Raw genomic sequence first — 24630 nt, 5'->3', positions numbered from 1 at the left:
TCAACCGGACGCATCGTAGAGATTGCAGTTATGCTTCCGAAGGAGCGAACAATGAACAGGTTACTCAAAGCGGCTATTCTTGGCGTAGCCTCCATAGCAGCAGTTTCAGCGCCATTGGCTGCGGCATCAGCAGATTCCTGGGGCCGTCGCGGATGGGATGGTGGCGGCTGGGATCGGGGCGGATGGGATCGTCCATATTATCGTCACCGCGATCGTGATCGCACCGGCGATGCGGTTGCCGCAGGCGTCATCGGCCTTGCAGCGGGCGCATTGCTTGGCAGCGCGCTAAGCCAGCCACAGCCCACCTATGTGCAGCCAGCGCCGGTTTATGCGCCACCACCACCGCCTCCAGCCTACTATCCAGCCCCGCCTGCACGAAGCGTGCAGTATCGTGTTGGTTATGAACCCTGGAGCCGTGGCTGGTATCAATATTGTTCGGACCGCTATCGCTCGTTCAATCCAAATACCGGCACCTATCGTGGGTATGATGGTCGCGATCACTTCTGCTCGGCCAACTGATCAAATCCGCAAAATCAAAAAAGCCGCCTCACAGGGCGGCTTTTTTTAAGGATAAACCAGATCAGGCATATCCGAGATCATTCAGAAACGGATTGTTGCGGCGTTCTTCCCCAAAGCGCCCACCGGTGCCATGGCCACACAGAAAGCCAACATCATCGCCAAGTGGCAAAAGCTTTTCCTTAATGGAGCGAATAAGCGCTGCGTGATCGCCGCCGGGCAAATCGGTACGGCCAATGGAGCCATTGAACAAAACATCACCGACGATCGCAAAACGCGCTTCTGGATTGAAAAAGACCACATGGCCGGGCGCATGGCCCGGACAATGAAACACATCGAATGTGTGGCCCGCAACAGTGACCTTGTCACCTTCTTCAAGCCAGCGATCCGGTGTTACATTGCGTACACCCTCGGTCAGTCCATATTTAAGGCCAGTCGTCGCCAGATTATCCAGCAAAAACTTGTCATCCTTATGGGGGCCAATAATGTCAACGCCGAGATCTTCCTTAAGATCAAGCGCGGCACCCGCATGATCAATATGCCCATGGGTAATCCAGATGGCTTCCACATCGACATTTTGAGAGGCAATCGCTTCCTTAATGCGATCGAAATCGCCACCCGGGTCAATCACCACGCCCTTCTTTGTGTCGCTATCGAAAAGAATTGTACAGTTCTGCTGAAAAGGCGTCACCGGGACGATAATAGCTTGCAATTGCCCCATTCAGGATACTCCATTCAGTCAGCAGAATTAAAAACTGCGGTTAAAGCTGCCCTATTTTAGAGCATAAATTCCATCGGATCGAAGTGCACTCTAAAGTAAGATCGTGCAAGCGCTTTTGCAAACAAAACGGGCGGCTGAGAGCCGCCCATTTTCCATCTCGCAATAAATTTCCAACGGCTGACGTCTCCACAACCGCTCTATTTACCTGCTCTCAGGTCTGACGTACCCTTAAGCTTTGCTAGCCAGCGAGTTTTTGATCAGCCCGACAATTGCCGTAAGCGCAAGACCGCCTACGCCACCGCCTGCCAACTGGCCAACCACACCATTAAGAACAGAATCCAGCCCGCCACCGGATAATAACGGCAGAAGCTGACCAAGGATAACCCCACCAATGCCACCGGCAACAGTATTACCAGCAGTACCGAGGCTCAGGTTTTTGACGGCACCGGCAATATTGCCACCGACTGCCCCCGAAACAAGCTGAAGAATGATAGGCAGTAGAGATTCCATAATCGTCACCCCATCTGAGTTAAAAGCCGGAATAACGCGAATCCGACATACAAAATCTTGGGCCGAAACGCTTCAAAGTCAAACACTAAGCATCCATATAGTAAAAAAGCGGCTTAAACGCCGCTTTTTTCTGTTTAAAACACTGCTATTCAGCCGCTCTTCGCTTTGGCTGAACTTCATTTGTATAATCATTCATAAGCATATTCGTAATTACGCCAGGTTTAAAATTGTATTTCCCAATTTCTGAAACCGGCGTCACTTCAGCCGCAGTTCCGCACAGGAAGCATTCGCTGAATGTTTCCAGTTCTTCCGGCATAATTACGCGCTCGACAACGTCCAAGCCGCGACGCTTGGCAAGATCAATGATCGTGCGGCGCGTAATTCCATCAAGGAAGCAATCCGGCTTTGGCGTATGCAGAGCCCCGTCTTTTACGAAGAAAACATTCGCGCCTGTGGCCTCCGCAACCTGTCCACGCCAGTCCAGCATGAGCGCATCCGCATAGCCCTTGGCTTCAGCTGCATGTTTGGAAATCGTGCAGATCATATAAAGACCGGCAGCCTTGGAGCGCGATGGCGCAGTCCGTGGATCTGGGCGGCAATATTCTGCGATATCGAGACGAATGCCTTTCATCTTTTCTTCAGGTGAGAAATAGCTCGGCCATTGCCAGATCGCGATAGCCACATGAATGCGATTGTTCTGCGCCGAAACGCCAAGCGATTCCGATCCACGCCATGCGATGGGGCGCACATAGGCATCCTCAAAGCCCTGCTTCTTGAGCAGTTCGCGGCAGGCATTGTCGATCTCTTCCACGCTATAGGGAATTTCAAAACCAAGAATTCGAGCGGATTCATGCAAACGCTCAGTATGCTCGGTCAGCTTGAAAATCTCGCCACCATAAGCACGCTCGCCTTCAAACACTGCACTTGCATAGTGTAGACCATGGGTCAGCACATGAATCTTGGCATCCTTCCAGGCGACGAATTCGCCATCTTGCCAGATAAATCCGTCACGTTGATCGAATGGAATCGCAGACATTTTACTCTTCCTCAAAATTGGGTAGCGGTTTTCCACCATCCCGTTTGGCTCGAATGAGCCTTTTCCCTAATCTTTTCCAGCCGGTTAAATCGATATTTCCAGTCAATGCGGAAAATAACGCTCGCCATGATACGCTACTGTCCTTATGGGACAGTATTACACCGGCAAACAGCGTAATTATCTCTCCTCCAGCATGCAGCAGCGTAAACTTTATTCCAAAAATACCGCCCCGCACTTCCCAAAAATTATCTTGACGATTGAGTTATGTCAACAATGCTGACATATTTATCGTAACAAGACGGAGCTTCGATGTGAACTCGACGAATGATGTGAATTATATAACCAATCCTTTGACCTCGCTGGAGGCTGCCGATCTCAGCGTCATTGAGTTGCTGTTCTTTTCCTATCGCGATTTCACTGCTGACCCGGATTTGATTCTGGAGAAGATAGGCTTTGGCCGCGCCCATCACCGCGTGCTTTATTTTATCAACCGCAAGCCGGGAATGACGGTCGCTGAACTGCTGGAAGTGCTGCGCATCACCAAGCAAAGCCTGTCTCGTGTTCTCAAGCAGCTTATCGACACCGGCCATGTCGTGCAGGCGACGGGGCTCAATGACCGCCGCCACCGCCGGCTTTATCCAACAAAAAGTGGACGCCAACTCACTCTTGCGCTCACGCTGCCACAGTCGCGCCGCATCGCGAGGGCATTGGAAGAATGTCAATCTGAAGAACGGAAAGTAATCGAGCGCTTTCTTTACAACATGGTCAATCCTGAACGGCGCGTTCAGATTGATGACTTCACAGCAGCAGAAGCAGCTGTGGAAACGCTCTCATAGACGCGCCACTTTCCTGTCGGTAAGATGTATCATGTCATGGCGAACCAAAGACAGTTGGCCTGCTAGGGCATGGGTAGAAATAAAGCCAATCACGCGTGATGAAATGATGCGCGCTGATCTGGAACAGGATGGGACCAAACGACGCCATGGCTGAAGAAGAAAAGCACCTTTCGGATGACGCGCCTCATCTTCTTGTTGTCGATGATGACACGCGAATCCGCAGCCTTCTTTCGCAATATCTGACGACCAGCGGTTTTCGGGTCACGATGGCTGGCAGCGCTGCCGAAGCACGCCGCAAGCTTGAAGGCATCGACTTCGACTTGCTGATCCTCGACGTGATGATGCCGGGCGAAACCGGCGTTTCGCTCACCCGGTCGCTGCGCGAACAAAAAACTGTGCCGATCCTTATGCTCACCGCACTGTCGGAAACCGACAGTCGCATTGATGGATTGTCGGCCGGTGCAGACGATTATCTGCCCAAGCCTTTCGATCCGCGCGAGCTGATCCTGCGCATCAACAATATCCTGCGTCGTGGAGCAACCCCTGCCCAGCCAAAGATCGAACAGATTGTTTTTGGTCCTTATACGTTTTTCATCCCGCGCCGCGAGTTGAAAAAAGGCAGCGAAACAATCAAGCTCACGGACCGCGAGCAGGATATCATGGCGATTTTTGCAGAACGCGCCGGCGAAACCATTCCGCGTCATGAGCTGACCGGGCAGGATGGGGATGTCGGCGAGCGCACAATTGATGTGCAGATCAACCGTCTGCGCCGCAAAATCGAACAGGACCCGGCCAACCCGGTTTGGCTGCAAACCGTGCGCGGCATCGGCTATAAGCTGAGTATTGAATAATCGACTAGAAGCCAGACTTAAGCGCGGAGCCTCGCAAATTTCAGAGCGTGACCAAAAACATGCAACAAGCAGAACCGTCTGGAGTTGTCTGAGACGATGAAGTCACCCTGGAAATCGATAACGCGCTGGTTTGCGCGCAAAATGCCCAAAGGGCTTTATGCGCGCTCGCTCATCATCATCATCGCACCGATGGTGCTGCTTCAATCCGTCATCGCCTATGTCTTCATGGAACGGCATTGGCAGATGGTGACTGAACGGCTTTCAACAGCCGTTGTCCGTGATATTTCTGCAATCATCGACATTTTAGAAACTTACCCGCAGGAACCCGGATACGACAACCTGATCCGTATCTCACAGCAGCGTCTTGGCCTCAATATTTCGATCCTGCCGCCTGATCCGCTGCCACCACCGGGACCAAAACCGTTCTTCGCCATTCTCGATTACTTCCTGAGCGAAGAAATCACCCGTCAGATCAATCGTCCGTTCTGGGTGGATACGGTTGGCGATTCCGATCTGATTGAAATTCGCATCAAGCTCGAAGATAAAGTGCTTCGTGTCTTTGCCCGCCGCAGTCAGGCCTATGCATCGAATACCGGTATCTTCCTCACCTGGATGATCGGCACAGCCCTTGTTCTTCTGATCATTGCGATTGCCTTCCTGCGCAATCAGATCAAACCCATCCAGCAGCTTTCACAGGCGGCTGAAAGTTTTGGCAAAGGCCGCCCGATGCCGGAGGGCTTCCGCCCCCATGGTGCGGAAGAAGTCCGTCGCGCTGGCATTGCTTTCATTCAGATGCGCTCGCGCATTGAGCGACAGATTGAACAGCGCACAGCCATGCTTTCTGGCGTCAGCCACGATCTGCGCACCATTCTTACCCGCTTCAAGTTGCAACTCGCCCTCACCGGCAATGCCATCGACACCGAACCGCTCAATCAGGACATTGCCGACATGCAGACGATGCTTGAAGGCTATCTGGCTTTTGCGCGGGGCGAAGGTGCGGAAGAGGCGGCAACCTATGATGTGCGTTTGCTTTGCGACAAACTTTCCAATGAAGCGCGACTGCGCGAACGCGGCTTCAAATATTCCATTGAAGGCGACAGCGAGATCCATGTTCGACCGAACGCCTTTTCGCGTCTTGTCAGCAATCTGGTGTCCAATGCGTTCCGCCATGCGCAGAATGTCGAACTTGCACTCACGCATGAAGATGGCTGGCTGAAAATCATCGTGGATGATGACGGCCCCGGCATACCGGAAGATCGTCGCGAAGACGTTTTCAAACCCTTTGTGCGCCTTGATGAAGCACGCACACAGGATTCAGGCGGCACAGGCGGGCTTGGCCTCGCCATCGCACGCGATATTGCAAGAAGCCATGGCGGCGATATCGAACTGGAAGATGCCCCCACCGGCGGCTTAAGAGCAATTATCCGCATTCCGGCCTAGAGCATTTCCAGCAAAACTGCGAAGCAGTTTTGAGATAAGATGCGCGGCAGAAACTGTTAAACTTTATTGAGCACCTGTGCTGCGAAATAACCAAGAGCTGTCGCGGCAAGACAGGCAGCAAGCGAAATACCGATGTTCAAAAGTGCGCGCCCCGGCATACCAAGACGCAACAGTTCGAAAGTTTGCACACTGAATGAGGAAAAGGTTGTAAAGCCCCCACAGACGCCAACCATAAAGGCCAGACGCCAGATCTCATGCACTTCAATACGACTGGATGCCATCGTCATCGCGCCAAAGAAAGCAATGGCAAATGAACCGATGATGTTGACCGCAATCGTGCCCCAGGGCAGCCCCTGGCTTACCGGCGCAAGCCAGATGGTCATCCAATAGCGCAATATGCTTCCCAGAGCTCCGCCTATGGCGACGACAATCGTTCCCTGCATCTGCTTCATTCCTGTCTGTTGTGTGCGATCAATCGCACACAACAGGCGACATGCACAAATCACAGAAAGACGATCAGTATAGTTTAACGCCGTCTGGAACTCTTTTATCAATTGCAGCCAGGACCACTTCGCCATTCTCATCAGGCAGACCGAGCGTAAGAACTTCGGACATGAAAGGCCCAATCTGGCGCGGGGGGAAATTGACCACGGCCAGCACCTGCCGACCAATCAGCGCATCCGGCTCATAATGTTTTGTGATTTGTGCTGACGATTTTTTGATACCGATCTTGTCCCCAAAATCGATCTTCAGCTTGAAAGCTGGCTTGCGGGCTTCAGGAAATGGCACAGCCTCAACAATCGTTCCTGTGCGAATATCGACCTTCTCGAAATCTGCCCAGCTGATCGTTTCAGTTCCGCTCATCTTATCCCCCAAAGTGAATCCCGGTCAAAAAACCGGGATTAAATTTATGCGCGTCCGACTGTTTCGAACAAAACGCTTTCCAGTGCTTCACGCGCACTGACACCCGACCACACAACAAATTGAAAGGCCTGAAAATAGTTTTCGCATGCTTCAAGCGCCGCTGAAAGCAACACTTCCACCTGACGGCTGGTGGGTTCTGCACCGCCGGCAAGCAGCAGCGACTGGCGATACATGATCGCGCCTTCCTGCTGCCAAAGATCGAAATGGCCCATCAAAAGCTTTTCATTGATAAGCGACAGCAACCGCATCACTTCATTGACCCGCGGTTCGGCAACCTTGATGTCAAAGGCACAGGCCAGATGCAGAGCTTCAAAATCCTCCATCCAGGAGAACGAGATATGGTAGTCGGTCCAGTTGCCCGCCACCGAAATTGCAATTTCGTCGTCGCCAGTCCGCTCGAACGTCCAGTCGTTTGAATTCGCAACATGCTCGATCACATCCACCGGATGTGCTTCGCGTGCAAATTCAAGCTCAAGAAGGCTCATGTCCGTTTCCTGTTCTGGGAAGCGCCTCAAAAGACACCTCCAAATTCCCGGCGCGCAAGTGACTGCTCGCCCGCACCTCCCCCACGCAAACAAAGCGCAGAAAAAAGCACGAATTGATCGGTTGAGGAGTTCGCACGCTTACTCAGCATGCAACACCTCAATGGCATACGCACATACGCAACTGATACTGGAAAGCAGCCTGAAAGACGCGAAAACTAAAACGACAGCCCCTCGCCGCTGCCTACATGACCCTATTACGAATCATGTAGTGTTTTCAGTCTATTGATGCTGAATCTGAACGCCAGCCCCTTTTCTGAAAAGAGGCATTAAAGCATGTGGAAATATGGGAGGAGCGAACCGCAACCCCTGCCTTAAGCGACTCTAAGACAAGGGTTTTTGGCACTTATAGCCTGTTAATAAAAAATTATGAATTATCTTTGGATTTTGCTGTTTGAGCAGAGTTTTTTGGCGTTTTCGCAGTCGAATCAACTTCAAATTTAGCAAGACGCGCTTCCAATGCTTCGATTTTGGCAAGCAGGGCCGCATTTTCAGCGCGCGCTTTGATCGCCATTTCACGCACCGCTTCGAAGTCTTCCCGCTGCACAACATCGAGCGTATGAAGCACACGTTCGCTCTGTGAGCGCAGTGCAGTCTCGACTTCGCGGCGCACGCCTTGCGCAGCACCTGCCGCATCCGTCACAAGCTTGGCGAGTTCGTCGAGAACCCGGTTTGATCCGCTGGTCATGGCATTCTTTCCTATCTTCGATACGGTCTTGTTGAAAACCTCAATTGGAAATAGGGCTGTCTCGGTTGTGATGCAAGTGAAGCTGTATAAACGTGATGACTTGACCACTCAGATATCGTCGCGCATGTTCCGCCGGAAAATGGAGTTATTTTATCATGGAGACTTTGCAGCCAGCCTCTGGCCTTGCTTTTCCAAATATTGATCCAGTGATCTTTTCGATCGGTCCGCTGGCCGTGCATTGGTATGGCCTTGGCTATGTCATCGGCATTATGTTTGCCTGGTGGTATGGCAAAAAGCTGCTGCGCAACCACCGCCTGTGGGCCAGCAACCAGCCCCCCATGCAGCCTGAAGCACTTGATGATTTTGTGATTTGGGCAGCGCTTGGCGTCGTGCTTGGCGGACGTTTGGGCTATGTGCTTTTTTATAACCTCCCCTATTATCTCACCAATCCGCTGGCTATTCCTGCGGTTTGGGATGGCGGCATGTCTTTTCATGGCGGCATTCTCGGCACAACAATTGCCATGATCCTTTTTGCACGCTCACGCGGCATCAAGGTCTGGAGCATGTTCGATGTTGTCGCTGCGGGTGTACCAGTCGGTCTTGGCGTGGTGCGTGTGGCGAACTTCATCAATGATGAATTATGGGGCCGCGTCAGCGATGTGGCATGGGCTGTACGCTTCCCGAATGGCGGCGGCCTTCCGCGCCATCCAAGCCAGCTCTATGAAGCATTTCTTGAGGGGCTGGTCCTGTTTTTCGTTCTGTTCGTGCTTGTCTGGGCCGGTAAAAAACTCAAAGCACCCGGCTTTATCGCAGGCACATTCGTTCTCGGCTATGGTCTGAGCCGCATCATCGTCGAGTTTTTCCGCGAACCCGATGCACAACTTGGCTATCTCTTCGGCGGCTGGCTGACCATGGGGATGATCCTTTCCCTTCCAATGGTTCTGATTGGTCTATGGGCGATGTGGCGCGCCAATCGGGCGGCAGCAAAACATGCCTGAGGCATCGTTAAAACACCGGCTGAAACGGCTGATCGGCACCACAGGGCCGATCAGCGTTGCCGACTATATGGCTGCCTGCCTTGGCGACCGGGAATCTGGCTACTATACGACACGCGAACCTTTTGGGCGCGATGGTGATTTCATCACCGCTCCAGAAGTCAGCCAGATGTTCGGTGAACTGATCGGCATCTGGTCTGTTGGCATTTGGGATGCTCTCGGTCGCCCTGATAACGCCGTGCTCTGCGAGATTGGTCCCGGTCGCGGAACGCTGATGAGTGACATGTTGCGCACAATAGCAAAGCTTGCGCCTGCAATGTCTGGTTCAATGTGCATTGCCATGGTTGAGACCAGTCCAAGACTGATCGAAAAGCAAAAGCAGAAACTTGGCCGTGAGAACGTGGAATGGTTCAAACAATTCTCTGATGTTCCGGACGGCCCACTCATCCTCGTTTCCAACGAATTGTTCGATGCAATTCCGTTCAGACAATTCGTAAAATCGAATGGCCGTTTTGTCGAACGGCTGATCGCACTGAATGAACAGGACGCGTTTTACTTCATCAGCGGCACAGGCGGCATTGATGAGGCACTGCTGCCCGCAGGCCACCAGACAGCACCCGAAGGCACAATTTTCGAAGCAGCCCCTGCCCGCACCGCCTTGATGCAGGAAATTGCACAGCGCATTGCCATTTCGCGCGGGGCCGCACTTTCTATCGATTATGGCCATCTGCAATCGGGCTTCGGCGACACACTGCAAGCTATGCTGAAGCATGCCTATGATGATGTTTTTGCCCATCCGGGAGAAGCAGACCTCACCAGCCACGTCGATTTCGACATGCTGGAAAAAACCGCGCGCAATTGCGGTTGCAAAACCGCAACCATGACGCAGGGCGATTTTCTGTTGGGCATGGGTCTTGTTGATCGCGCTGGACGTTTGGGGGCCGGGCGCGAGGGCGCTTTCCAGAATAAACTGCGCCAAGATGTCGAGCGCTTGGCAGCGCCCGACCAGATGGGAACGCTTTTCAAAGTGCTGGCTATTGCCGACAAACAAACAAAAATCTTCCCCTTTGAGACTGCCTGATAAATCACATCGTCAAAAAGCTGCGATTGACAAGCAATCAAGCCTCCCCCACCATCCAGCCGTTTGAAAGAGAAAGCTCATGACCGACAAGCCGCAACCGCTTCGCTCCCCTCTGCTGGACGGCATTGCCGGATTAAACGGCAAGCGCATTGCGCATGGCTTTTTCACCCGCAAAGGCGGCGTTTCAGATGGAATTTATGCAGGGCTTAACGTCGGCAGCGGCTCCAATGACGTGCCGGAACGCGTGAGCGAAAATCGCCGCCGCGTGGCCGAGACACTTGGCGTCGCATCCGATCATCTCGTCACAGTGCATCAAGTCCACTCACCTGATGTTGTCTACGTCACCCAACCTCTCACGGCGCCACGCCCAAAAGCCGATGCAATGGTGACCAATGTTCCCGGCATCGCGATCGGCGCATTGTCGGCTGATTGTGGCCCGGTGCTGTTTGCCGATCATGAAGCAGGCGTCATTGGCTCGGCCCATGCCGGCTGGCGTGGTGCGTTTACAGGTGTGCTCGAAAACACCATTGAAGCGATGATCAAGCTGGGTGCCAAGCGCGAAAATATTATTGCCGTTCTTGGTCCAACAATCGGCCCAGACAATTATGAAGTCGGACCGGAATTCTATGCCGAATTTACAAGCAAAGACCCATCTTATACCAAATATTTTGAGCCTTCGGACAAAGAAGCACACAAGCTTTTCGATCTCTGGACTTTCATCACAGACCGCCTGACCCGCGCGGGTGTCAGGGCAGAATCATTGCGTCAGTGTACCTATGCCGATGAAGAACAGTTTTATTCCTATCGGCGCACGACGCATCGTAACGAGCCTGATTATGGCCGTCAGATCGCCGCCATTGCCATTGTAGACTGAGGAGAACCGCATGGCCCTTCACTTCGAGCCGGAAGAATTCGCTGCACGTCGCGACCGTCTGATCTTGAAGATGGAGGAAGAGAAGCTGGATGCTTTGCTGCTGTTTGCGCAGGAAAGCATGTACTGGCTGACCGGCTACGACACCTTTGGCTTCTGCTTTTTCCAGTGCCTTGTCGTCAAAGCCGACGGTTCAACCGTATTGATGACCCGCTCCGCCGACCTCCGGCAAGCGCGCCATACATCCAACATCGAGAATATCGTCGTCTGGACCGATCGCGACAATGCAAACCCGGCCATTGATCTGCGAAACATTCTCACCGAGCTTGATCTGCTGGGCACGCGCATCGGCATTGAATACCAGACCCATGGACTAACCGGCGCCAATGCTCGCAAACTTGATGATCAGTTACAGAGCTTCGCTAAGCTCTACGATGCCTCCGGCATAGTGGACAGTCTGCGCCTTCTCAAAAGCCCGGCCGAGATAACGCTTATCAAACGTGCGGCAGAGTTAGGCGACGATGCGCTGGATGCCGCACTGAAACTTATCAAAGCCGGCGCAAGCGAAGCCGATATTCTTGCTGCGATGATGGCCGCCAATTTTGCAGGCGATGGTGACTATCCGGCCAATGAATATATCATTGGCTCCGGCGCCGATGCTCTGCTCTGCCGTTACAAAGCCGGTCGTCGAACGCTTTCAGCCAATGATCAGCTCACGCTTGAATGGTCCGGCGTTTATCGCCATTACCATGCGCCGATGATGCGCACGATTATCGTCGGGCAGCCAAAGCCGGAGCACGAAAGACTTTACGCCGCTGCACGTGAAGCACTCGAAGCGGTCGAACAGGCGATGACACCTGCGTCAACATTTGGCGATGTGTTTGACGCACATTCGCGCACGATGGAAGCCCATGGCCTCACCCGTCACAGGCTCAATGCCTGCGGCTATTCTGTAGGCGCGCGCTTCACACCATCCTGGATGGACCCGCAAATGTTTTATTCAGGAAATCCCGAAAGCATACAGCCAGATATGACGCTGTTTGCACACATGATCATTATGGATTCCGACACGGAAACCGCCATGACGCTGGGGCAGACTTATCTCACAACAAATGGTGCTGCTCTGCCTTTATCCCGCCATTCTCTTGATATGATTGCCAAATAGCGCACAATCGGCGATAAATCTGACGGGCGCTGGAATAGTCTGCGCTTTCAGGAGCATGAAGCCGAACATGAACAAGGCACGTCTTTTCATGATGTTGTTGCTTGCTGGACTGCTTGCCGCCTGCAACAGCACCGAATCTGCATTGAACGTGCAGGGAGCCACGCCGCAACCTGCACAAACCACACCGGCAGCGCTGACCCCGGACGCCACGACACCTGCGACGGCGCCCACAGTGCCAGCGCGTTCCGCAGCCTTAAAGCCGGGCAAGCTTTATATTGCCCCGATCATCGGCGCGCCTGTCACAGTCGTCACGCCGCTCACTCATCGCATTAATGATGACGCGCGTGCAAAGGGCATTGAGCTTGCAGGCAATAATGGCGCGGATGCCGCCTATGTCATGAAAGGCTATTTCTCGGTGCTGTCTGAAGACAATCAGACAACCGTTCTCTATGTCTGGGATGTTCTCGATGCGGCAGGCAATCGCCTTCATCGCATTCAGGGGCAGGAAAAAGTATCCGGTTCGGCGGCAGACTCATGGAGCGTTGTTCCACCTTCGGCCATGCAGTCAATCGCTGACAAAACCATACAGGAATATTCAAACTGGCTTGCGGCAAATCGCGCATGAAAAAGCAGTTCGCCGACAAAATACTGAAATCTTTTACTGAATCCAGTGGTCAGCCCTGTGGGAAAGCACTTTAAGAGAGCTTTTTGCAGCAATTGTGACCTCACAGGACTTGCAATGATGGTGACTCTTTGCAATAGGCCGCTCATTCAAGAAAACCTTGAAAGCTGCAGTATTTGGCAACTCTAAAAAAGAATACGCGGTTTTATAGTTTTTAAGAGTGGCATAAGCGTAGCCGAACGTGTTTCGGTTCACGCTGACACAACAGATCACGTCCGTTTCACGGACTTTTTGCGACAGAACGAAACTGCTCCGGCTTCAGAGGCAAAAAGAATGAAACTTTTCGCAGGCAACTCCAACCGGGTTCTTGCCGAATCCGTTGCTCAATATCTCGACATTCCATTGGGCAAGGCGACTGTTCGCCGTTTCGCCGATCAGGAAATCTTCGTCGAGATTCAGGAAAACGTGCGCGGCGAAGACGTATTCGTTCTGCAATCGACCTCCTATCCGGCAAACGACAATCTGATGGAACTGCTGATCATGATCGACGCCTTCCGTCGTTCATCAGCACGCCGCATCACTGCTGTGCTTCCTTATTTCGGCTATGCGCGCCAGGATCGTAAACCCGGCCCACGCACGCCAATCTCGGCAAAGCTGGTTGCCAACCTCATCACCGAAGCCGGTGCAAACCGCGTTTTGACACTGGATCTTCATGCAGGTCAGATTCAGGGCTTCTTCGATATTCCAACCGACAACCTCTATGCGGTTCCGGTTATCGCCCGCGATGTGAAAGCAAACTATCCGACCGGCAATTGCATGGTCGTTTCGCCTGACGTTGGTGGTGTGGTTCGCGCCCGCTCGCTGGCAAAGCGCATCGATGCGCAGCTTGCAATCGTTGATAAGCGCCGTGAGCGTCCGGGTGAATCGGAAGTCATGAACGTCATCGGCGATGTGACCGGCAAAGACTGCCTGCTGTTCGACGATATCGTTGATTCCGGCGGCACGCTGTGTAATGCAGCAGAAGCTCTGCTCGCCAAGGGCGCAAACAGCGTTACAGCCTACATCACCCACGGCGTTCTCTCAGGTGGCGCAGTTGCCCGTATCGCTTCATCGAAGCTGAAAGAACTGGTTATCACCGATTCGATCCAGCCAACGACCGCGATCAACGACGCACCGAATATTCGCGTCCTGTCGATCTCCAGCCTGATTGGTGAAGCGATTGCACGCACCGCGGCTGAAGAATCGGTTTCAAGCCTGTTCGATTAATTTAATTGCGATGCCGAGACATGCCGCAAGCAACAGCACAAGCGGCATGTTGAGCCTTAAAACGAGAAGCAAGAATGCCGCCGCGCCTGCAATCAGGACGGCGGCATTGTCTATTGTGCTGACATCTGGCAGCGGCAGCGTGAAAGGACCGAGCGGCACTTCTTGAACCTGTGAAAACAGGACGTGCAGCGAAAACCAGAGCGCGAGATTGGCAATCACACCAACAACCGCAGCCGTGATTCCACTCAGCATGGCTGACAGCCAGCGCAACTGACGCAGGCGCTCCACAAATGGCGCACCAGCCAATATCCAGAGAAAGCACGGCACGAAGGTAAACCAGAGCGCAATCAGCCCGCCCACAAGCCCACCGGCCAGTGGCGGCAATCCTGACAGATTGGCCGCTCCTACAAAGCCGACGAAAACCAGTACAAGGATCAGCGGCCCCGGCGTGGTTTCTGCCAGTCCCAGACCGGTCAGCATTTCACCGGGTTTCATCCAGCCAAAATGTTCAACGGCCTGCTGTGCTGTGTAGGACAGTGCTGCATAAGCACCGCCAAATGTAACGACTGCCAGTTTGGAAAAAAATGCAGCTTCCGCAGTGAAGACATGCATGCCGCCAAAGGCCAGATAAAGCCCGACCAATGGCACCAGCCATAACCCACCCCAGATGAGGGTTTGCAGCGAAAATTCACGCAATGCATTGGGGGCGGCTTGCGCGACGTTATTGCTCGCAGCACCGCCCCGCAACCAGTGTCGTAAACCACCGGCAAGTGCTGCCAACAGAACGACAATTGGAAATGGCAGTTTGAGAAGCGCAATTGCTACAAAGGCGGCAATCGCGATCAGATAGGAAAAACCGGAAGCAAGCGTGCGCTTCGCCATCCGGTACAGCGCTTCAAACACCACGGCCAGCACTGCTGCCTTGAGGCCAAACAGAAGCCCCGCAACAATATCCATATGTCCAAAGGCAACATAAAGCGCCGACAAGGCCAGCATGACGGTTGCACCGGGCAGAACAAACAAAAGCCCCGCCAGCAAGCCACCGCGCCAGCCTTTGATCGCCCAGCCTGTATAAGTCGCGAGCTGCATGGCTTCCGGCCCCGGCAATAACATGCAGAAATTCAGCGCATGGATCAGTCGCTCCTGATCCAGCCAGCGCTTTTCATCAACCAGAACCCGCTGCAACATGGCAATCTGCGCGGCAGGTCCGCCAAACGACAAAAGCCCTATCTTGCCAAATGTCATAAACAGTTCTCGGAAGTCAGGCTGCGGCTTTGTCGTCATCTTGTCTCTCTGCATGATCCTGCAAGCAGTTGCTGAGGATCATTACAGGTTCATGACGGTTTGCACAGAACCACTTTATTCCGCCGCAAGCGCCTCATCCGCCTGATCATCCGGCGCATTCGGATCGCCGGGTGCCGTCTCGCACTCAAGATCAGGGAAGTTCACGATGCGCAAACCTTTGAAATCATTGCGCACAACCAGTAATCCGCGCTCTTCGAAGTAGGTCAACAGGCGTCGGGCGCGACTTAGCGAGTGAGTGCCATAAGCTCGCGCCAGTGCCGCATCAGACGGGCATATCGCCCCCGTTACTGCTGCCTGTGCGACAATCAGAAACACACCCTGCACATCATCGGTAAGGCTTTCAGAAAGCGCCAATGCCTTCTGCCATGTCTCACCAGTCGCAACATCGCTCTCAATGCTCGCTTGCGCAACCGCAAGACGGCGGCGGAAAGCAGGCAAAGCGAGCGGCTCGCCAGGAACTCGATGAATCCGGCAGCGCACCAGAAAATCCTGATAAAGCACAGCAACAGAGCGGAAAGAAGCATCGGGATCGTCAACGATCTCGCGCATGACCTTCTCAAGCAAGCTATCACGCTCGGCTTCCACAATGCCGGGGAACAACGGTGCCTCAACAGGCTCTGCTTCCGGCTTTGGCTTGGCCACCTGTGCCAGAATTTCTGCCGTCGATGGTGGCGGAGGTGGTGGCGGCGTGCGACGCACAACGGTGCGGATTTCTTCCGGCGCTGGCGTAAAAATCAGATCGCGCGCATCCTCCGGCGCATCCGGCAAAGGCATCAGCTTTGGCGACGACGAACGCGCAGAAGTTTCAACCTTGCCGATTTTGATCGGCAGCGGACGGCGCGACAAGGCCGGTCCAAGCGCAATGAAATGACCGCGCTGCAAATCGCGGAACTGTTCCGCCTGCTTGCGTTCCATACCGAGAAGATCGGCGGCGCGCGCCATATCAATATCGAGGAAGGTCCGCCCCATCAAAAAATTCGATGCTTCCGCAGCCACATTCTTGGCAAGCTTTGCAAGGCGCTGCGTGGCAATCACACCGGCGAGACCGCGCTTACGACCACGACACATGAGGTTCGTCATAGCACCGAGCGAAAGCTTGCGCGCTTCATCCGACACTTCGCCAGCGGCAGCGGGCGCAAAGAGCTGCGCTTCATCAACCACGACGAGCATTGGATACCAATAATCGCGCTCCGCATCAAACAGACCACCAAGGAAAGCAGCCGCCGCACGCATCTGCTGCTCGACGTCCAGACCTTCGAGATTAAGCACCACCGAAACACGATGCTGGCGAATGCGGCTTGCAATGCGGGTGAGTTCAGATTCCGAACGGGCAGCATCGACAACCACGTGGCCGTAAAGATCGGCGAGCGTTACGAAATCGCCTTCCGGGTCTATGATGCATTGCTGCACCCACTGAGCGCTCTGCTCAAGCAGGCGGCGCAGCAGATGCGACTTGCCGGACCCGGAATTGCCCTGCACCAGAAGACGCGTTGCGAGAAGCTCTTCAAGATCAAGCATGGCCTGCTTACCACCGCCAAGCGCCACTGCCGAGGCAGAACCACTTCCAGCAACAGCACCCATGTCGATACCGACCTGCATCTCGTTTCCTTTGTTCCGTGGATGTTGTGACGACTCGGCAGGCAGAACCCGCGATCAGTCTGCCATGCGCTTAACATTTTTGACGCGGCCAATGCCACCCGTTAAGACAAAAGCCCACAGAAGCTGTGGAACGCCTTGCATGAAAAGCCCCTTTGTTCTATAGCACCGCCATCCGCGTAGACACCCTTGGAGGCAACGCGGAATGAAGCCGCCCGGCCTCTCACCCTGTGAAAGGCATATCGGGCTGTTTCATGTTGTTCGTCGTTGCATGATCCCGAAAAGTGGAAACCGGTTTTCGGTCAAGATCATGCACAGATAAAACGGCAAGCGACACTCCAGTAACTTTGAAAGGAAATGCCATGAGCGATACTTACGTGCTCAAGGCCGATCTGCGTACACGGGTTGGTAAGGGGTCCTCCCGCGAACTGCGTCGCAACGGCCAGATTCCAGCAGTCATCTATGGTGACAAGCAGGAGCCACTCGCAATTGCTGTCTCGTACAAGGAAATCTTCTACAAGATCCATGGCGGCGGCTTCAAAACCACGGTTGCTACGATCGAAGTAGACGGCAAGAAGATTCAAGTTCTCCCTAAGGATTACCAGCTCGATCCAGTCCGCGACTTCCCTCAGCATGTTGACTTCCTCCGCGTTTCCGCGAAGTCGGTTGTCCATGTTAACGTTCCTGTTCACTTCAAGAACGAAGAAGCAGCACCGGGCATCAAGAAGGGCGGCGTTCTGAACGTTGTTCGTCACGACGTTGAACTGATCGTTCCGGCAAATGCTATCCCTGACGCACTCGAAATCGACCTGACCGGCCTTGAGCTCGGTGACTCGGTTCACATTTCGGCTGTTAAGCTTCCTAAGGGCGCAACCCCTGCTATTCAGGATCGCGATTTCACGATCGCTACCATTGCGACACCTGCCGGCCTCAAGTCGGAAGAAAACGCTGAAGGCGCAGAAGAAGCCAAGGACGGCGAGTAATCGCTGTCCGCATAGAGGGGTCAGACAACCATGCTGCTCATCGCAGGACTTGGCAATCCCGGCCCTCAATATGCGCATAACCGACATAATATCGGTTTTATGGCGGTGGATGAAATATTCCGCCGCCATCGCTTTTCCAACTGGCAGAAGAAGTTCAAGGCCGAGATCGCCGACGGCGTGATTGACGGCGAGAAAGTCCTTCTCATCAAGCCAATGACTTTCATGAACAATTCCGGCCAGTCGATTGGCGAAGCCATGCGCTTCTACAAACTGACATCTGCCGATCTCGTCGTGATCTATGATGAGCTTGACCTTGCGCCTGCAAAGCTGCGCATCAAGACAGGCGGCGGCTCCGGCGGTCACAACGGCATCAAATCTATCGACGCCCATGTGCAGGCGTTCCCCGGCGGCAAAGACTATCGTCGTGTGCGCCTTGGTATCGGACATCCCGGTGCAAAAGAACTTGTCCACAATCATGTTCTGGGCGACTTCGCCAAAGTCGATCATGAATGGCTTGATAAGCTGTTTGGTGCAATCGCGGACAATGTTGGCCTGCTCGCCAAAAAAGAAGACAACAGCTTCATGAACCGCGTGGCTGTTGCCATGGGCGACGGCAATCAGCGTCCCAACGGCTTCAAGGCTGACCCTGCGCAGGCAGCAAAAGCGCCGCCGAAAGCCCAAAGCCACATTCGGCAGGCACGCCAGAGTGCAGCTAAGCCGCAGATTCCAGCAGGCGGACCAATGGCTGAAATGCTCAAGAAACTCTTGGGAAATAAGGATTAAACTGCGACTTTTACGCGGTGCTCTTGACGCTTCATAGTTACATGTCGCATAGCGACAAAAGATTTATCCAAGTCGCATAGCGACACCAATTCTATTCTAGTCTGACAGGTAAGATCATGGGTTTCAAATGCGGCATCGTCGGCCTGCCTAATGTCGGCAAGTCCACGCTTTTTAACGCGCTGACCAAGACCGCTGCGGCACAGGCTGCAAACTATCCATTCTGCACCATCGAGCCGAACACCGGCGAAGTGGCCGTCCCCGATCCCCGCCAGAATGGTATTGCGAAAGTAGCAGGCTCAAAGGAAATCATCCCGACCCGCATCAACTTCGTTGATATTGCAGGCCTGGTGCGCGGTGCATCCAAGGGTGAAGGTCTGGGCAACCAGTTCCTCGCCAATATCCGCGAAGTCGATGCAATCGTGCATGTTCTGCGTTGCTTTGAAGATGACGACATCACCCATGTCGAAGGCCGCATTGATCCTGTGTCGGATGCTGAAACCGTTGAAACGGAACTGATGCTCTCGGACCTCGAAAGCATCGAGCGCCGCATCGTTCAGATCCGCAAGCGCGCAGCATCCAAGGACAAGGAAGCAACCACCGTGCTGCCCGTCATGGAACAGGCACTTGAACTGTTGCAGAACGGCAAGCCTGTTCGCCTGATGCTCAAAGACATTGCACCAGATGATCTGCTGATCCTCAAGGGCCTGAACCTGCTCACCTCGAAACCAGTGCTTTATGTCTGCAATGTCGCTGAAAGCGATGCCGCCAATGGCAATGAGCACAGCGCTGCCGTCGCCAAAATGGCTGCTGAACAGGGCGCTGAAAGCGTCATCATTTCCGCTGCAATCGAAGCCGAAGTCGCGCAGCTTGCTGATGAAGAAGCCAAGGAATATCTCGACGCCATGGGCCTCGAAGAGCCGGGCCTCGACCGTCTGATCCGCGCTGGCTACAAGCTTCTTGACCTCATCACCTATTTCACGGCTGGCCCCAAGGAAACGCGCGCATGGACCATCAAGCGCGGCACCAAGGCTCCAGGTGCTGCTGGCGTTATCCATACGGATTTCGAGCGCGGCTTCATTCGTGCGCAGACCATCGCCTATGAAGATTACATCAAATACAATGGTGAAGTCGGTGCCAAGGAAGCAGGCAAAGCGCGGGACGAAGGCAAAGAATACATCGTCCATGACGGCGATGTGATGCTGTTCCGCTTCAATACCTGATACGATCAGGCCACCGTGAAAACGGTGGCCTTTTTTCTACGCATGTCTCCCAAAAATGGGAACCGGTTTGGGAATTTAAGACATGCGCAGGCAGAGAAACAGAGGGGCAACGCCACTCTGGTCGGGAGGAGACCGTATTGACTGATAAGACGCCTCGATATGCTTATGAAGATTTCACACAAGGCCTGAAGCTTCCCTTCGGACCGCGCACCATCACCAAAGAAGAGATTATCGAATTCGCCCGTGAGTTCGATCCGCAGCCCTTTCACCTTGATGAAGAAGCAGGCAAGGCCAGCGTCCTAGGAGGCTTAGCAGCCTCAGGCTGGCACACCGTGTCGCTTTTCATGCGCATGATCTGGGATGCCTACCTGAAAGATTCGACCTCACAGGGCAGCCCCGGTATTGAATTCAACCGCTGGAAGCGGCCTGTTCTTGCGGGTGATACCCTAAGCGGACTATCGACGGTGCTTGACCGCCGCCGCTCCAAATCCATGCCGCATGTGGGCTTTCTCACTGTGCATAACGAGATCGTCAATCAGCGTGGCGAAGTTGTTTGCGAGCTACAGCACACGGCCATGATCGGCCTTCGCAATCCTGAACGCGAAGGAGACGAAGCATGAGTTTCATTGAAGATCATCTCGGCGAAGAGCTGACCATCGGCAGCTATACCTTCAGCGCCGAGGAAATCATCCACTTCGCATCAAAGTTCGATCCGCAACCGTTTCATCTCGACGCGCGAGCCGCCAAGAACAGCGTTCTGGGTGGTCTTTGTGCGTCTGGCTGGCACACCACCGCAGTTTTTATGAAGCTGAACGTGGCATCTATTGTTGAGGCAACCAAAGACGCTATCAAGCGCGGCGAAGTTCCGCCAACATTTGGCCCCTCACCCGGCTTTGAGAATCTCAAATGGATACGTCCGGTCTATGCGGGTGATACGATCACCTATAAGCGTACCGTCCATGCGATCCGGCCTCTCGGCTCGCGTCCCGGCTGGTCAATGCTGAGTATGAGCAGCACCGCTTATAACCAGAATGGCGACAAGGTTTTATCCTTTGACAACGCCGCCATGGTGAAGCTACCTGCTTAAAACAAAAGCAACGGTGATTGACGCATAAAACCGTTGCTTTTGCTAGACTCAATCGCCTTCAAATTCGACAAGCGTTCGCACTGGTACACCAAGCGCTTCAAGCTTTTTGCGTCCACCAAGGTCTGGCAGATCAATGATGAAGCAAGCGGCAACGATCTCGGCACCCATCTGGAGAAGCAGCTTGGCCGCAGCTTCCGCCGTGCCACCCGTTGCGATCAGATCGTCCACCAGCATGATGCGCTCGCCCGGCACGATGGCATCGCGGTGCATTTCCATTTCATCAATGCCATATTCGAGGCTGTAGGCGATACGCACGGTATCACGCGGCAGCTTACCCTTCTTACGGATCGGAACAAAGCCAGCCGAAAGCTGATGCGCAATCGCGCCGCCAAGAATGAAGCCACGCGCTTCGACACCCGCCACCTTATCAACCTTGTTTCCGGCATAAGGATAGACAAGTTCATCGACAGCGCGGCGGAAAGCCTGCGCATCGCCCATCAACGTCGTGACATCACGGAACTGAACACCGGGTTTTGGATAATCAGGAATCGTTCTGATCGCGTCTTTCAACGTGGCTTTAAGGCCGGATTCCATGTTCAGTCCTTTCAATACGACAAATTTAAAGGCTTTTTCAGATTACCTTCAACCACGATATAGCGGCTGCGCCAAGCGTAATCCCTATATTCGAACGATCTTTCATGATCAAAACAAAAAGGGCGCCTTTTGGCGCCCCTTCAACTGTTATGACAAGCGATCAGTGCTTCACATTCGACCAGATCGAACGCTTGGCAATATAAACAAGACCAGCAAACAGCACGAGGAAGATAATGACCCGAAAGCCTGTCTTCTTGCGCTGTTCAAGATGCGGCTCTGCGGCCCACATCAGAAACGCAGAAACGTCACGCGCATACTGATCCACCGTCTGCGGAGAACCATCATCATACGTCACCTGATCGTCGCTGAGTGGCTTTGCCATGGCAAGCGACTTCCCCGCAATGAAGTACGGGTTGTAATGCGTGCCTTCCGGAATATGCATGCCAGCTGGTGGCTGTTCATCATAGCCGGTCAGCAGCGCATGAATATAATCCGGGCCTCCTTCAGCATATTGCGTGAATACGTCGAAGATAAAGGTTGGAAAACCTCGTTCAACGGCACGGGCCTTGGCAATCAGCGAGAAGTCAGGCGGAACTGCGCCATTATTAGCCGCAGCTGCTGCATTCGCATTGGGAAACGGCGATGGAAAATGATCCGTCGCAATTGCCTTTCGGGTGAACATTTCACCGTCCGCATTCGGACCATCGGTGACTTCATATTCGGCAGCGAAAGCCTTCACCTGATCCGGCGAATAACCGAGAGCTTCCAAATTGCGGAAAGCTACCAGATTCATCGAATGGCAGGCCGAACAGACTTCCTTGTAAACCTTGAGGCCACGCTGTAGCTGTCCCTTGTCATAGGTGCCAAATGGCCCCGAAAAGCTCCAGCTTTCCTGCTTCGGATGATGGATCGGATAATGCTCGGGCTCACCCTCGCCACCGCCAGCAGCAAAAGCGCCACCCAGCGTCACACCAAGAGCCACAATCGGAGCAATACCGAAGACAGCGAAATTCTTGAGGATGTTTTTCATTTTTACGTCCTTCATCTCGCGCTTCAGCCCTTGATTTCCACTGGGGCAATCTCGGCCTTGCCTTCGCTCTTTTCAAGAACCGCCTCGGTAATCGAGTTCGGCAGACGCTTCGGCGTCTCAATCAAGCCAAGAACCGGCATGATCACAATGAAGAATGCGAAGTAGTAAAGCGTGCCAAACTGCGCCAGCAATGTGTAGGTGCCTTCAGCAGGACGCGAGCCCAGCCAGCCAAGGAAGATCGCATTGATGACAAACAGCCAGAAGAACAGTTTGAACCATGGACGGTAAACGGCCGAACGCACTTTCGACGTATCGAGCCATGGGACAACGAAGAGGATCGCAATCGAACCAAACATCACCAGAACGCCACCAAGCTTGGAGTCGATTGGGCCGATGTTGAAGGTGATTGCACGCAGCATCGCGTAGAATGGCAAGAAATACCATTCAGGCACGATATGCGCCGGTGTCTTCAGCGAGTCAGCCTGAATATAGTTATCCGGGTGGCCGAGGAAGTTCGGCATGTAGAAGACAAAATAGGCGAAGAAGATGAAGAAGACGAGCGCACCAAAAGCATCCTTGATGGTTGCATAAGGCGTGAACGGCAGCGTGTCCGTCTTCGACTTCACTTCAATGCCGGTCGGGTTTGTCTGACCCGTCACATGCAGCGCCCAGACGTGCAGGATAACAACACCCACAATCATGAACGGCAGCAGATAATGCAGCGAGAAGAAGCGGTTAAGCGTTGGATTATCAACCGCAAAGCCACCGAGCAGCAATTGCTGGATCGGCTCACCGATCACCGGAAAGGCCGTGAAGAAGCCCGTGATAACCGTCGCACCCCAAAACGACATCTGTCCCCATGGCAGCACATAGCCCATGAACGCGGTTGCCATCATCAGCAGGAAGATAACCACGCCGAGAATCCACAGAAGCTCGCGTGGCGCCTTGTAAGAACCGTAATACAGCCCACGCGCAATGTGCAGATACACGGCAATGAAGAAGAAGGATGCACCATTGGCGTGCATATAGCGTAGCAGCCAACCGGAATTGACATCACGCATAATCTTTTCGACGGAAACAAACGCAATCGACGTTTCAGCTGCATAATGCATGGCCAGCACAATGCCGGTAATGATCTGCGCAATAAGCATAAAGCTTAGGATGCCACCGAACGTATACATATAATTCAGGTTACGCGGCGTCGGATAGGCAACAAAGGAATCATAGACAAGACGCGGCAAAGGCAGCCGCTCGTCGACCCATTTCTCGATGCCGGTCGAGGGCGTATATGTGGAGTGATGACCACTCATGTTTTATCTCCCCAAGATCTGTTTTAGCCGATCCTGATGACCGTATCGGAAGTGAATGCGTATTCTGGAATGTGCATGTTTTCCGGCGCCGGACCGCTGCGGATACGTCCTGCAGTGTCATAGGTCGAGCCATGACATGGGCAGAACCAGCCACCGAACGACCCGGATTCACCGAGCGGCACGCAGCCAAGATGGGTGCAAACACCGACCATAACGATCCAGTTTTCCTTGCCTTCACCCGCCGAACGGGCGACATCCGTCGCTTCTGCATCCAAGGGAAGATTGGCATTACGCGCAGCAATGTCTTTCAGATCGCTCAAGGCAGTTACCTTGGCGTCTTCAACTTCCTTAGCAGTACGATTGCGAATGAAAATCGGCTTGCCGCGCCACTTGACGGTCATGGATGCACCTTCTTCAAGAGAAGAAACATCCACTTCAATGGACGCTGCTGCGAGTGTCGAAGCATCGGGGCGCATCTGGTCGATAAACGGCCATGCCAGTCCGCCGACACCGACGACACCAGCCATTCCCGTCGCAATATACAAAAAATCACGCCGTGTCGGCTCAGCCGTGTCGTGTTCGCTCACGTGCCAATTCCTTTTTAACCTGGATATCCAATTGAAAACTCCCCTCGTCCACCTTGCACCTGCGCGAAAGC

Annotated in this window: 28 protein-coding genes; 15 read left to right on the top strand and 13 right to left on the bottom strand. The window is 53.6% G+C overall.

Annotation, left to right across the window (positions count from 1 at the left end):
* The first annotated feature begins 51 nt into the window (after positions 1-51).
* The gene (locus ABE527_RS08280; RefSeq protein ID WP_265985542.1) at positions 52-519 is read left to right on the top strand and encodes a BA14K family protein; all 468 of its coding nucleotides are present in this window, start codon (positions 52-54) and stop codon (positions 517-519) included.
* Between the two features lie 61 nt (positions 520-580).
* On the opposite strand, the gene ABE527_RS08275 is transcribed toward ABE527_RS08280, so the two are convergent.
* The 3 genes from ABE527_RS08275 to ABE527_RS08265 form a co-directional block, all read right to left on the bottom strand.
* Positions 581-1237 (bottom strand): MBL fold metallo-hydrolase, encoded by a 657-nt coding sequence (locus ABE527_RS08275; protein WP_396998181.1) that lies wholly within the window; start codon positions 1235-1237, stop codon positions 581-583.
* Positions 1238-1465: 228 nt separating this feature from the next.
* On the bottom strand, positions 1466-1747 hold the full coding sequence (locus tag ABE527_RS08270) for a hypothetical protein (RefSeq protein WP_265985544.1): 282 nt from the start codon (positions 1745-1747) through the stop codon (positions 1466-1468).
* Positions 1748-1892: 145 nt separating this feature from the next.
* Positions 1893-2783 carry a branched-chain amino acid aminotransferase gene (locus tag ABE527_RS08265; RefSeq protein ID WP_265985545.1) on the bottom strand — a complete coding sequence of 297 codons (891 nt, stop codon included), beginning with the start codon at positions 2781-2783 and terminating at the stop codon, positions 1893-1895.
* Positions 2784-3094: 311 nt separating this feature from the next.
* Between ABE527_RS08265 and ABE527_RS08260 the strand changes: the two genes are divergently transcribed.
* The 3 genes from ABE527_RS08260 to ABE527_RS08250 all read left to right on the top strand — a co-directional run bounded on the left by ABE527_RS08260 (position 3095) and on the right by ABE527_RS08250 (position 5910).
* Complete coding sequence (locus ABE527_RS08260) at positions 3095-3619, top strand: MarR family winged helix-turn-helix transcriptional regulator (protein WP_265985546.1); 525 nt, start codon at positions 3095-3097, stop codon at positions 3617-3619.
* 128 nt (positions 3620-3747) lie between these two features.
* Entirely contained in the window at positions 3748-4470 is a 723-nt protein-coding gene (locus ABE527_RS08255; protein ID WP_265985547.1) for a response regulator, read from the top strand.
* A gap of 96 nt (positions 4471-4566) precedes the next feature.
* Positions 4567-5910, top strand: a complete 1344-nt coding sequence (locus ABE527_RS08250) for an ATP-binding protein (RefSeq protein WP_265985548.1) — start codon at positions 4567-4569, stop codon at positions 5908-5910.
* A gap of 56 nt (positions 5911-5966) precedes the next feature.
* Here the strand turns inward: ABE527_RS08250 and crcB are convergent, their stop codons facing one another.
* The 4 genes from crcB to ABE527_RS08230 all read right to left on the bottom strand — a co-directional run bounded on the left by crcB (position 5967) and on the right by ABE527_RS08230 (position 8064).
* Complete coding sequence (gene crcB / locus ABE527_RS08245; RefSeq protein ID WP_499696680.1) at positions 5967-6353, bottom strand: fluoride efflux transporter CrcB; 387 nt, start codon at positions 6351-6353, stop codon at positions 5967-5969.
* A 73-nt stretch (positions 6354-6426) separates the two neighbouring features.
* Entirely contained in the window at positions 6427-6774 is a 348-nt protein-coding gene (locus ABE527_RS08240) for a tRNA-binding protein (RefSeq protein ID WP_265985550.1), read from the bottom strand.
* Positions 6775-6818: 44 nt separating this feature from the next.
* Positions 6819-7319 (bottom strand): type III secretion system chaperone family protein, encoded by a 501-nt coding sequence (locus ABE527_RS08235; RefSeq protein ID WP_007875981.1) that lies wholly within the window; start codon positions 7317-7319, stop codon positions 6819-6821.
* A 424-nt stretch (positions 7320-7743) separates the two neighbouring features.
* The gene (locus ABE527_RS08230) at positions 7744-8064 is read right to left on the bottom strand and encodes an accessory factor UbiK family protein (RefSeq protein ID WP_396998174.1); all 321 of its coding nucleotides are present in this window, start codon (positions 8062-8064) and stop codon (positions 7744-7746) included.
* Between the two features lie 152 nt (positions 8065-8216).
* Between ABE527_RS08230 and lgt the strand changes: the two genes are divergently transcribed.
* From lgt to ABE527_RS08200, 6 genes are all read left to right on the top strand, one after another.
* Positions 8217-9062 carry a prolipoprotein diacylglyceryl transferase gene (lgt, locus tag ABE527_RS08225; protein ID WP_265985700.1) on the top strand — a complete coding sequence of 282 codons (846 nt, stop codon included), beginning with the start codon at positions 8217-8219 and terminating at the stop codon, positions 9060-9062.
* Entirely contained in the window at positions 9055-10140 is a 1086-nt protein-coding gene (locus ABE527_RS08220) for a class I SAM-dependent methyltransferase (RefSeq protein ID WP_499696608.1), read from the top strand. Before lgt ends, ABE527_RS08220 begins: the two co-directional genes overlap by 8 nt.
* A gap of 79 nt (positions 10141-10219) precedes the next feature.
* Positions 10220-11014 carry a peptidoglycan editing factor PgeF gene (pgeF, locus tag ABE527_RS08215; RefSeq protein ID WP_499696607.1) on the top strand — a complete coding sequence of 265 codons (795 nt, stop codon included), beginning with the start codon at positions 10220-10222 and terminating at the stop codon, positions 11012-11014.
* 10 nt (positions 11015-11024) lie between these two features.
* Positions 11025-12176 carry a M24 family metallopeptidase gene (locus ABE527_RS08210; RefSeq protein WP_396998168.1) on the top strand — a complete coding sequence of 384 codons (1152 nt, stop codon included), beginning with the start codon at positions 11025-11027 and terminating at the stop codon, positions 12174-12176.
* Between the two features lie 55 nt (positions 12177-12231).
* Complete coding sequence (locus ABE527_RS08205) at positions 12232-12801, top strand: hypothetical protein (RefSeq protein ID WP_265985555.1); 570 nt, start codon at positions 12232-12234, stop codon at positions 12799-12801.
* Between the two features lie 330 nt (positions 12802-13131).
* Positions 13132-14064, top strand: coding sequence for a ribose-phosphate pyrophosphokinase (locus tag ABE527_RS08200; protein WP_396998164.1), 933 nt, complete (start codon positions 13132-13134; stop codon positions 14062-14064).
* Here the strand turns inward: ABE527_RS08200 and chrA are convergent.
* Together chrA and ABE527_RS08190 are read right to left on the bottom strand one after the other, a co-directional pair.
* Positions 14047-15348, bottom strand: coding sequence for a chromate efflux transporter (chrA, locus tag ABE527_RS08195; RefSeq protein WP_499696606.1), 1302 nt, complete (start codon positions 15346-15348; stop codon positions 14047-14049). The two genes, ABE527_RS08200 and chrA, sit on opposite strands and share 18 nt — an antisense overlap.
* Before the next feature lie 75 nt (positions 15349-15423).
* Positions 15424-16968, bottom strand: coding sequence for a helicase HerA domain-containing protein (locus tag ABE527_RS08190; RefSeq protein ID WP_265985558.1), 1545 nt, complete (start codon positions 16966-16968; stop codon positions 15424-15426).
* Between the two features lie 359 nt (positions 16969-17327).
* On the opposite strand from ABE527_RS08190, the gene ABE527_RS08185 reads away from it, so the two are divergent.
* The 5 genes from ABE527_RS08185 to ABE527_RS08165 all read left to right on the top strand — a co-directional run bounded on the left by ABE527_RS08185 (position 17328) and on the right by ABE527_RS08165 (position 21038).
* Entirely contained in the window at positions 17328-17948 is a 621-nt protein-coding gene (locus ABE527_RS08185) for a 50S ribosomal protein L25/general stress protein Ctc (RefSeq protein ID WP_265985559.1), read from the top strand.
* A gap of 30 nt (positions 17949-17978) precedes the next feature.
* Positions 17979-18731: an aminoacyl-tRNA hydrolase gene (pth, locus tag ABE527_RS08180; RefSeq protein WP_499696605.1), complete on the top strand. Its 753-nt coding sequence runs from the start codon at positions 17979-17981 to the stop codon at positions 18729-18731.
* A 116-nt stretch (positions 18732-18847) separates the two neighbouring features.
* Positions 18848-19951, top strand: coding sequence for a redox-regulated ATPase YchF (gene ychF / locus ABE527_RS08175; RefSeq protein ID WP_265985561.1), 1104 nt, complete (start codon positions 18848-18850; stop codon positions 19949-19951).
* Positions 19952-20088: 137 nt separating this feature from the next.
* On the top strand, positions 20089-20571 hold the full coding sequence (locus ABE527_RS08170) for a MaoC family dehydratase (RefSeq protein WP_499696604.1): 483 nt from the start codon (positions 20089-20091) through the stop codon (positions 20569-20571).
* Positions 20568-21038 (top strand): MaoC family dehydratase, encoded by a 471-nt coding sequence (locus ABE527_RS08165; RefSeq protein ID WP_499696603.1) that lies wholly within the window; start codon positions 20568-20570, stop codon positions 21036-21038. Before ABE527_RS08170 ends, ABE527_RS08165 begins: the two co-directional genes overlap by 4 nt.
* A gap of 48 nt (positions 21039-21086) precedes the next feature.
* On the opposite strand, the gene ABE527_RS08160 is transcribed toward ABE527_RS08165, so the two are convergent.
* The 4 genes from ABE527_RS08160 to petA all read right to left on the bottom strand — a co-directional run bounded on the left by ABE527_RS08160 (position 21087) and on the right by petA (position 24559).
* Entirely contained in the window at positions 21087-21632 is a 546-nt protein-coding gene (locus ABE527_RS08160; RefSeq protein ID WP_396998153.1) for an adenine phosphoribosyltransferase, read from the bottom strand.
* 160 nt (positions 21633-21792) lie between these two features.
* The gene (locus ABE527_RS08155; protein ID WP_265985565.1) at positions 21793-22662 is read right to left on the bottom strand and encodes a cytochrome c1; all 870 of its coding nucleotides are present in this window, start codon (positions 22660-22662) and stop codon (positions 21793-21795) included.
* 23 nt (positions 22663-22685) lie between these two features.
* Positions 22686-23972, bottom strand: coding sequence for a cytochrome b (locus ABE527_RS08150; RefSeq protein ID WP_265985566.1), 1287 nt, complete (start codon positions 23970-23972; stop codon positions 22686-22688).
* A 23-nt stretch (positions 23973-23995) separates the two neighbouring features.
* Entirely contained in the window at positions 23996-24559 is a 564-nt protein-coding gene (petA, locus tag ABE527_RS08145) for a ubiquinol-cytochrome c reductase iron-sulfur subunit (protein ID WP_265985567.1), read from the bottom strand.
* Positions 24560-24630: the final 71 nt, after the last annotated feature.

The sequence above is a fragment of the Brucella sp. TWI432 genome, assembly GCF_039674445.1.
In the GTDB taxonomy this organism is placed as follows: Bacteria; Pseudomonadota; Alphaproteobacteria; order Rhizobiales; family Rhizobiaceae; genus Brucella; species Brucella chromiisoli.
This window is presented reverse-complemented; position numbering and strand designations above follow the sequence as displayed.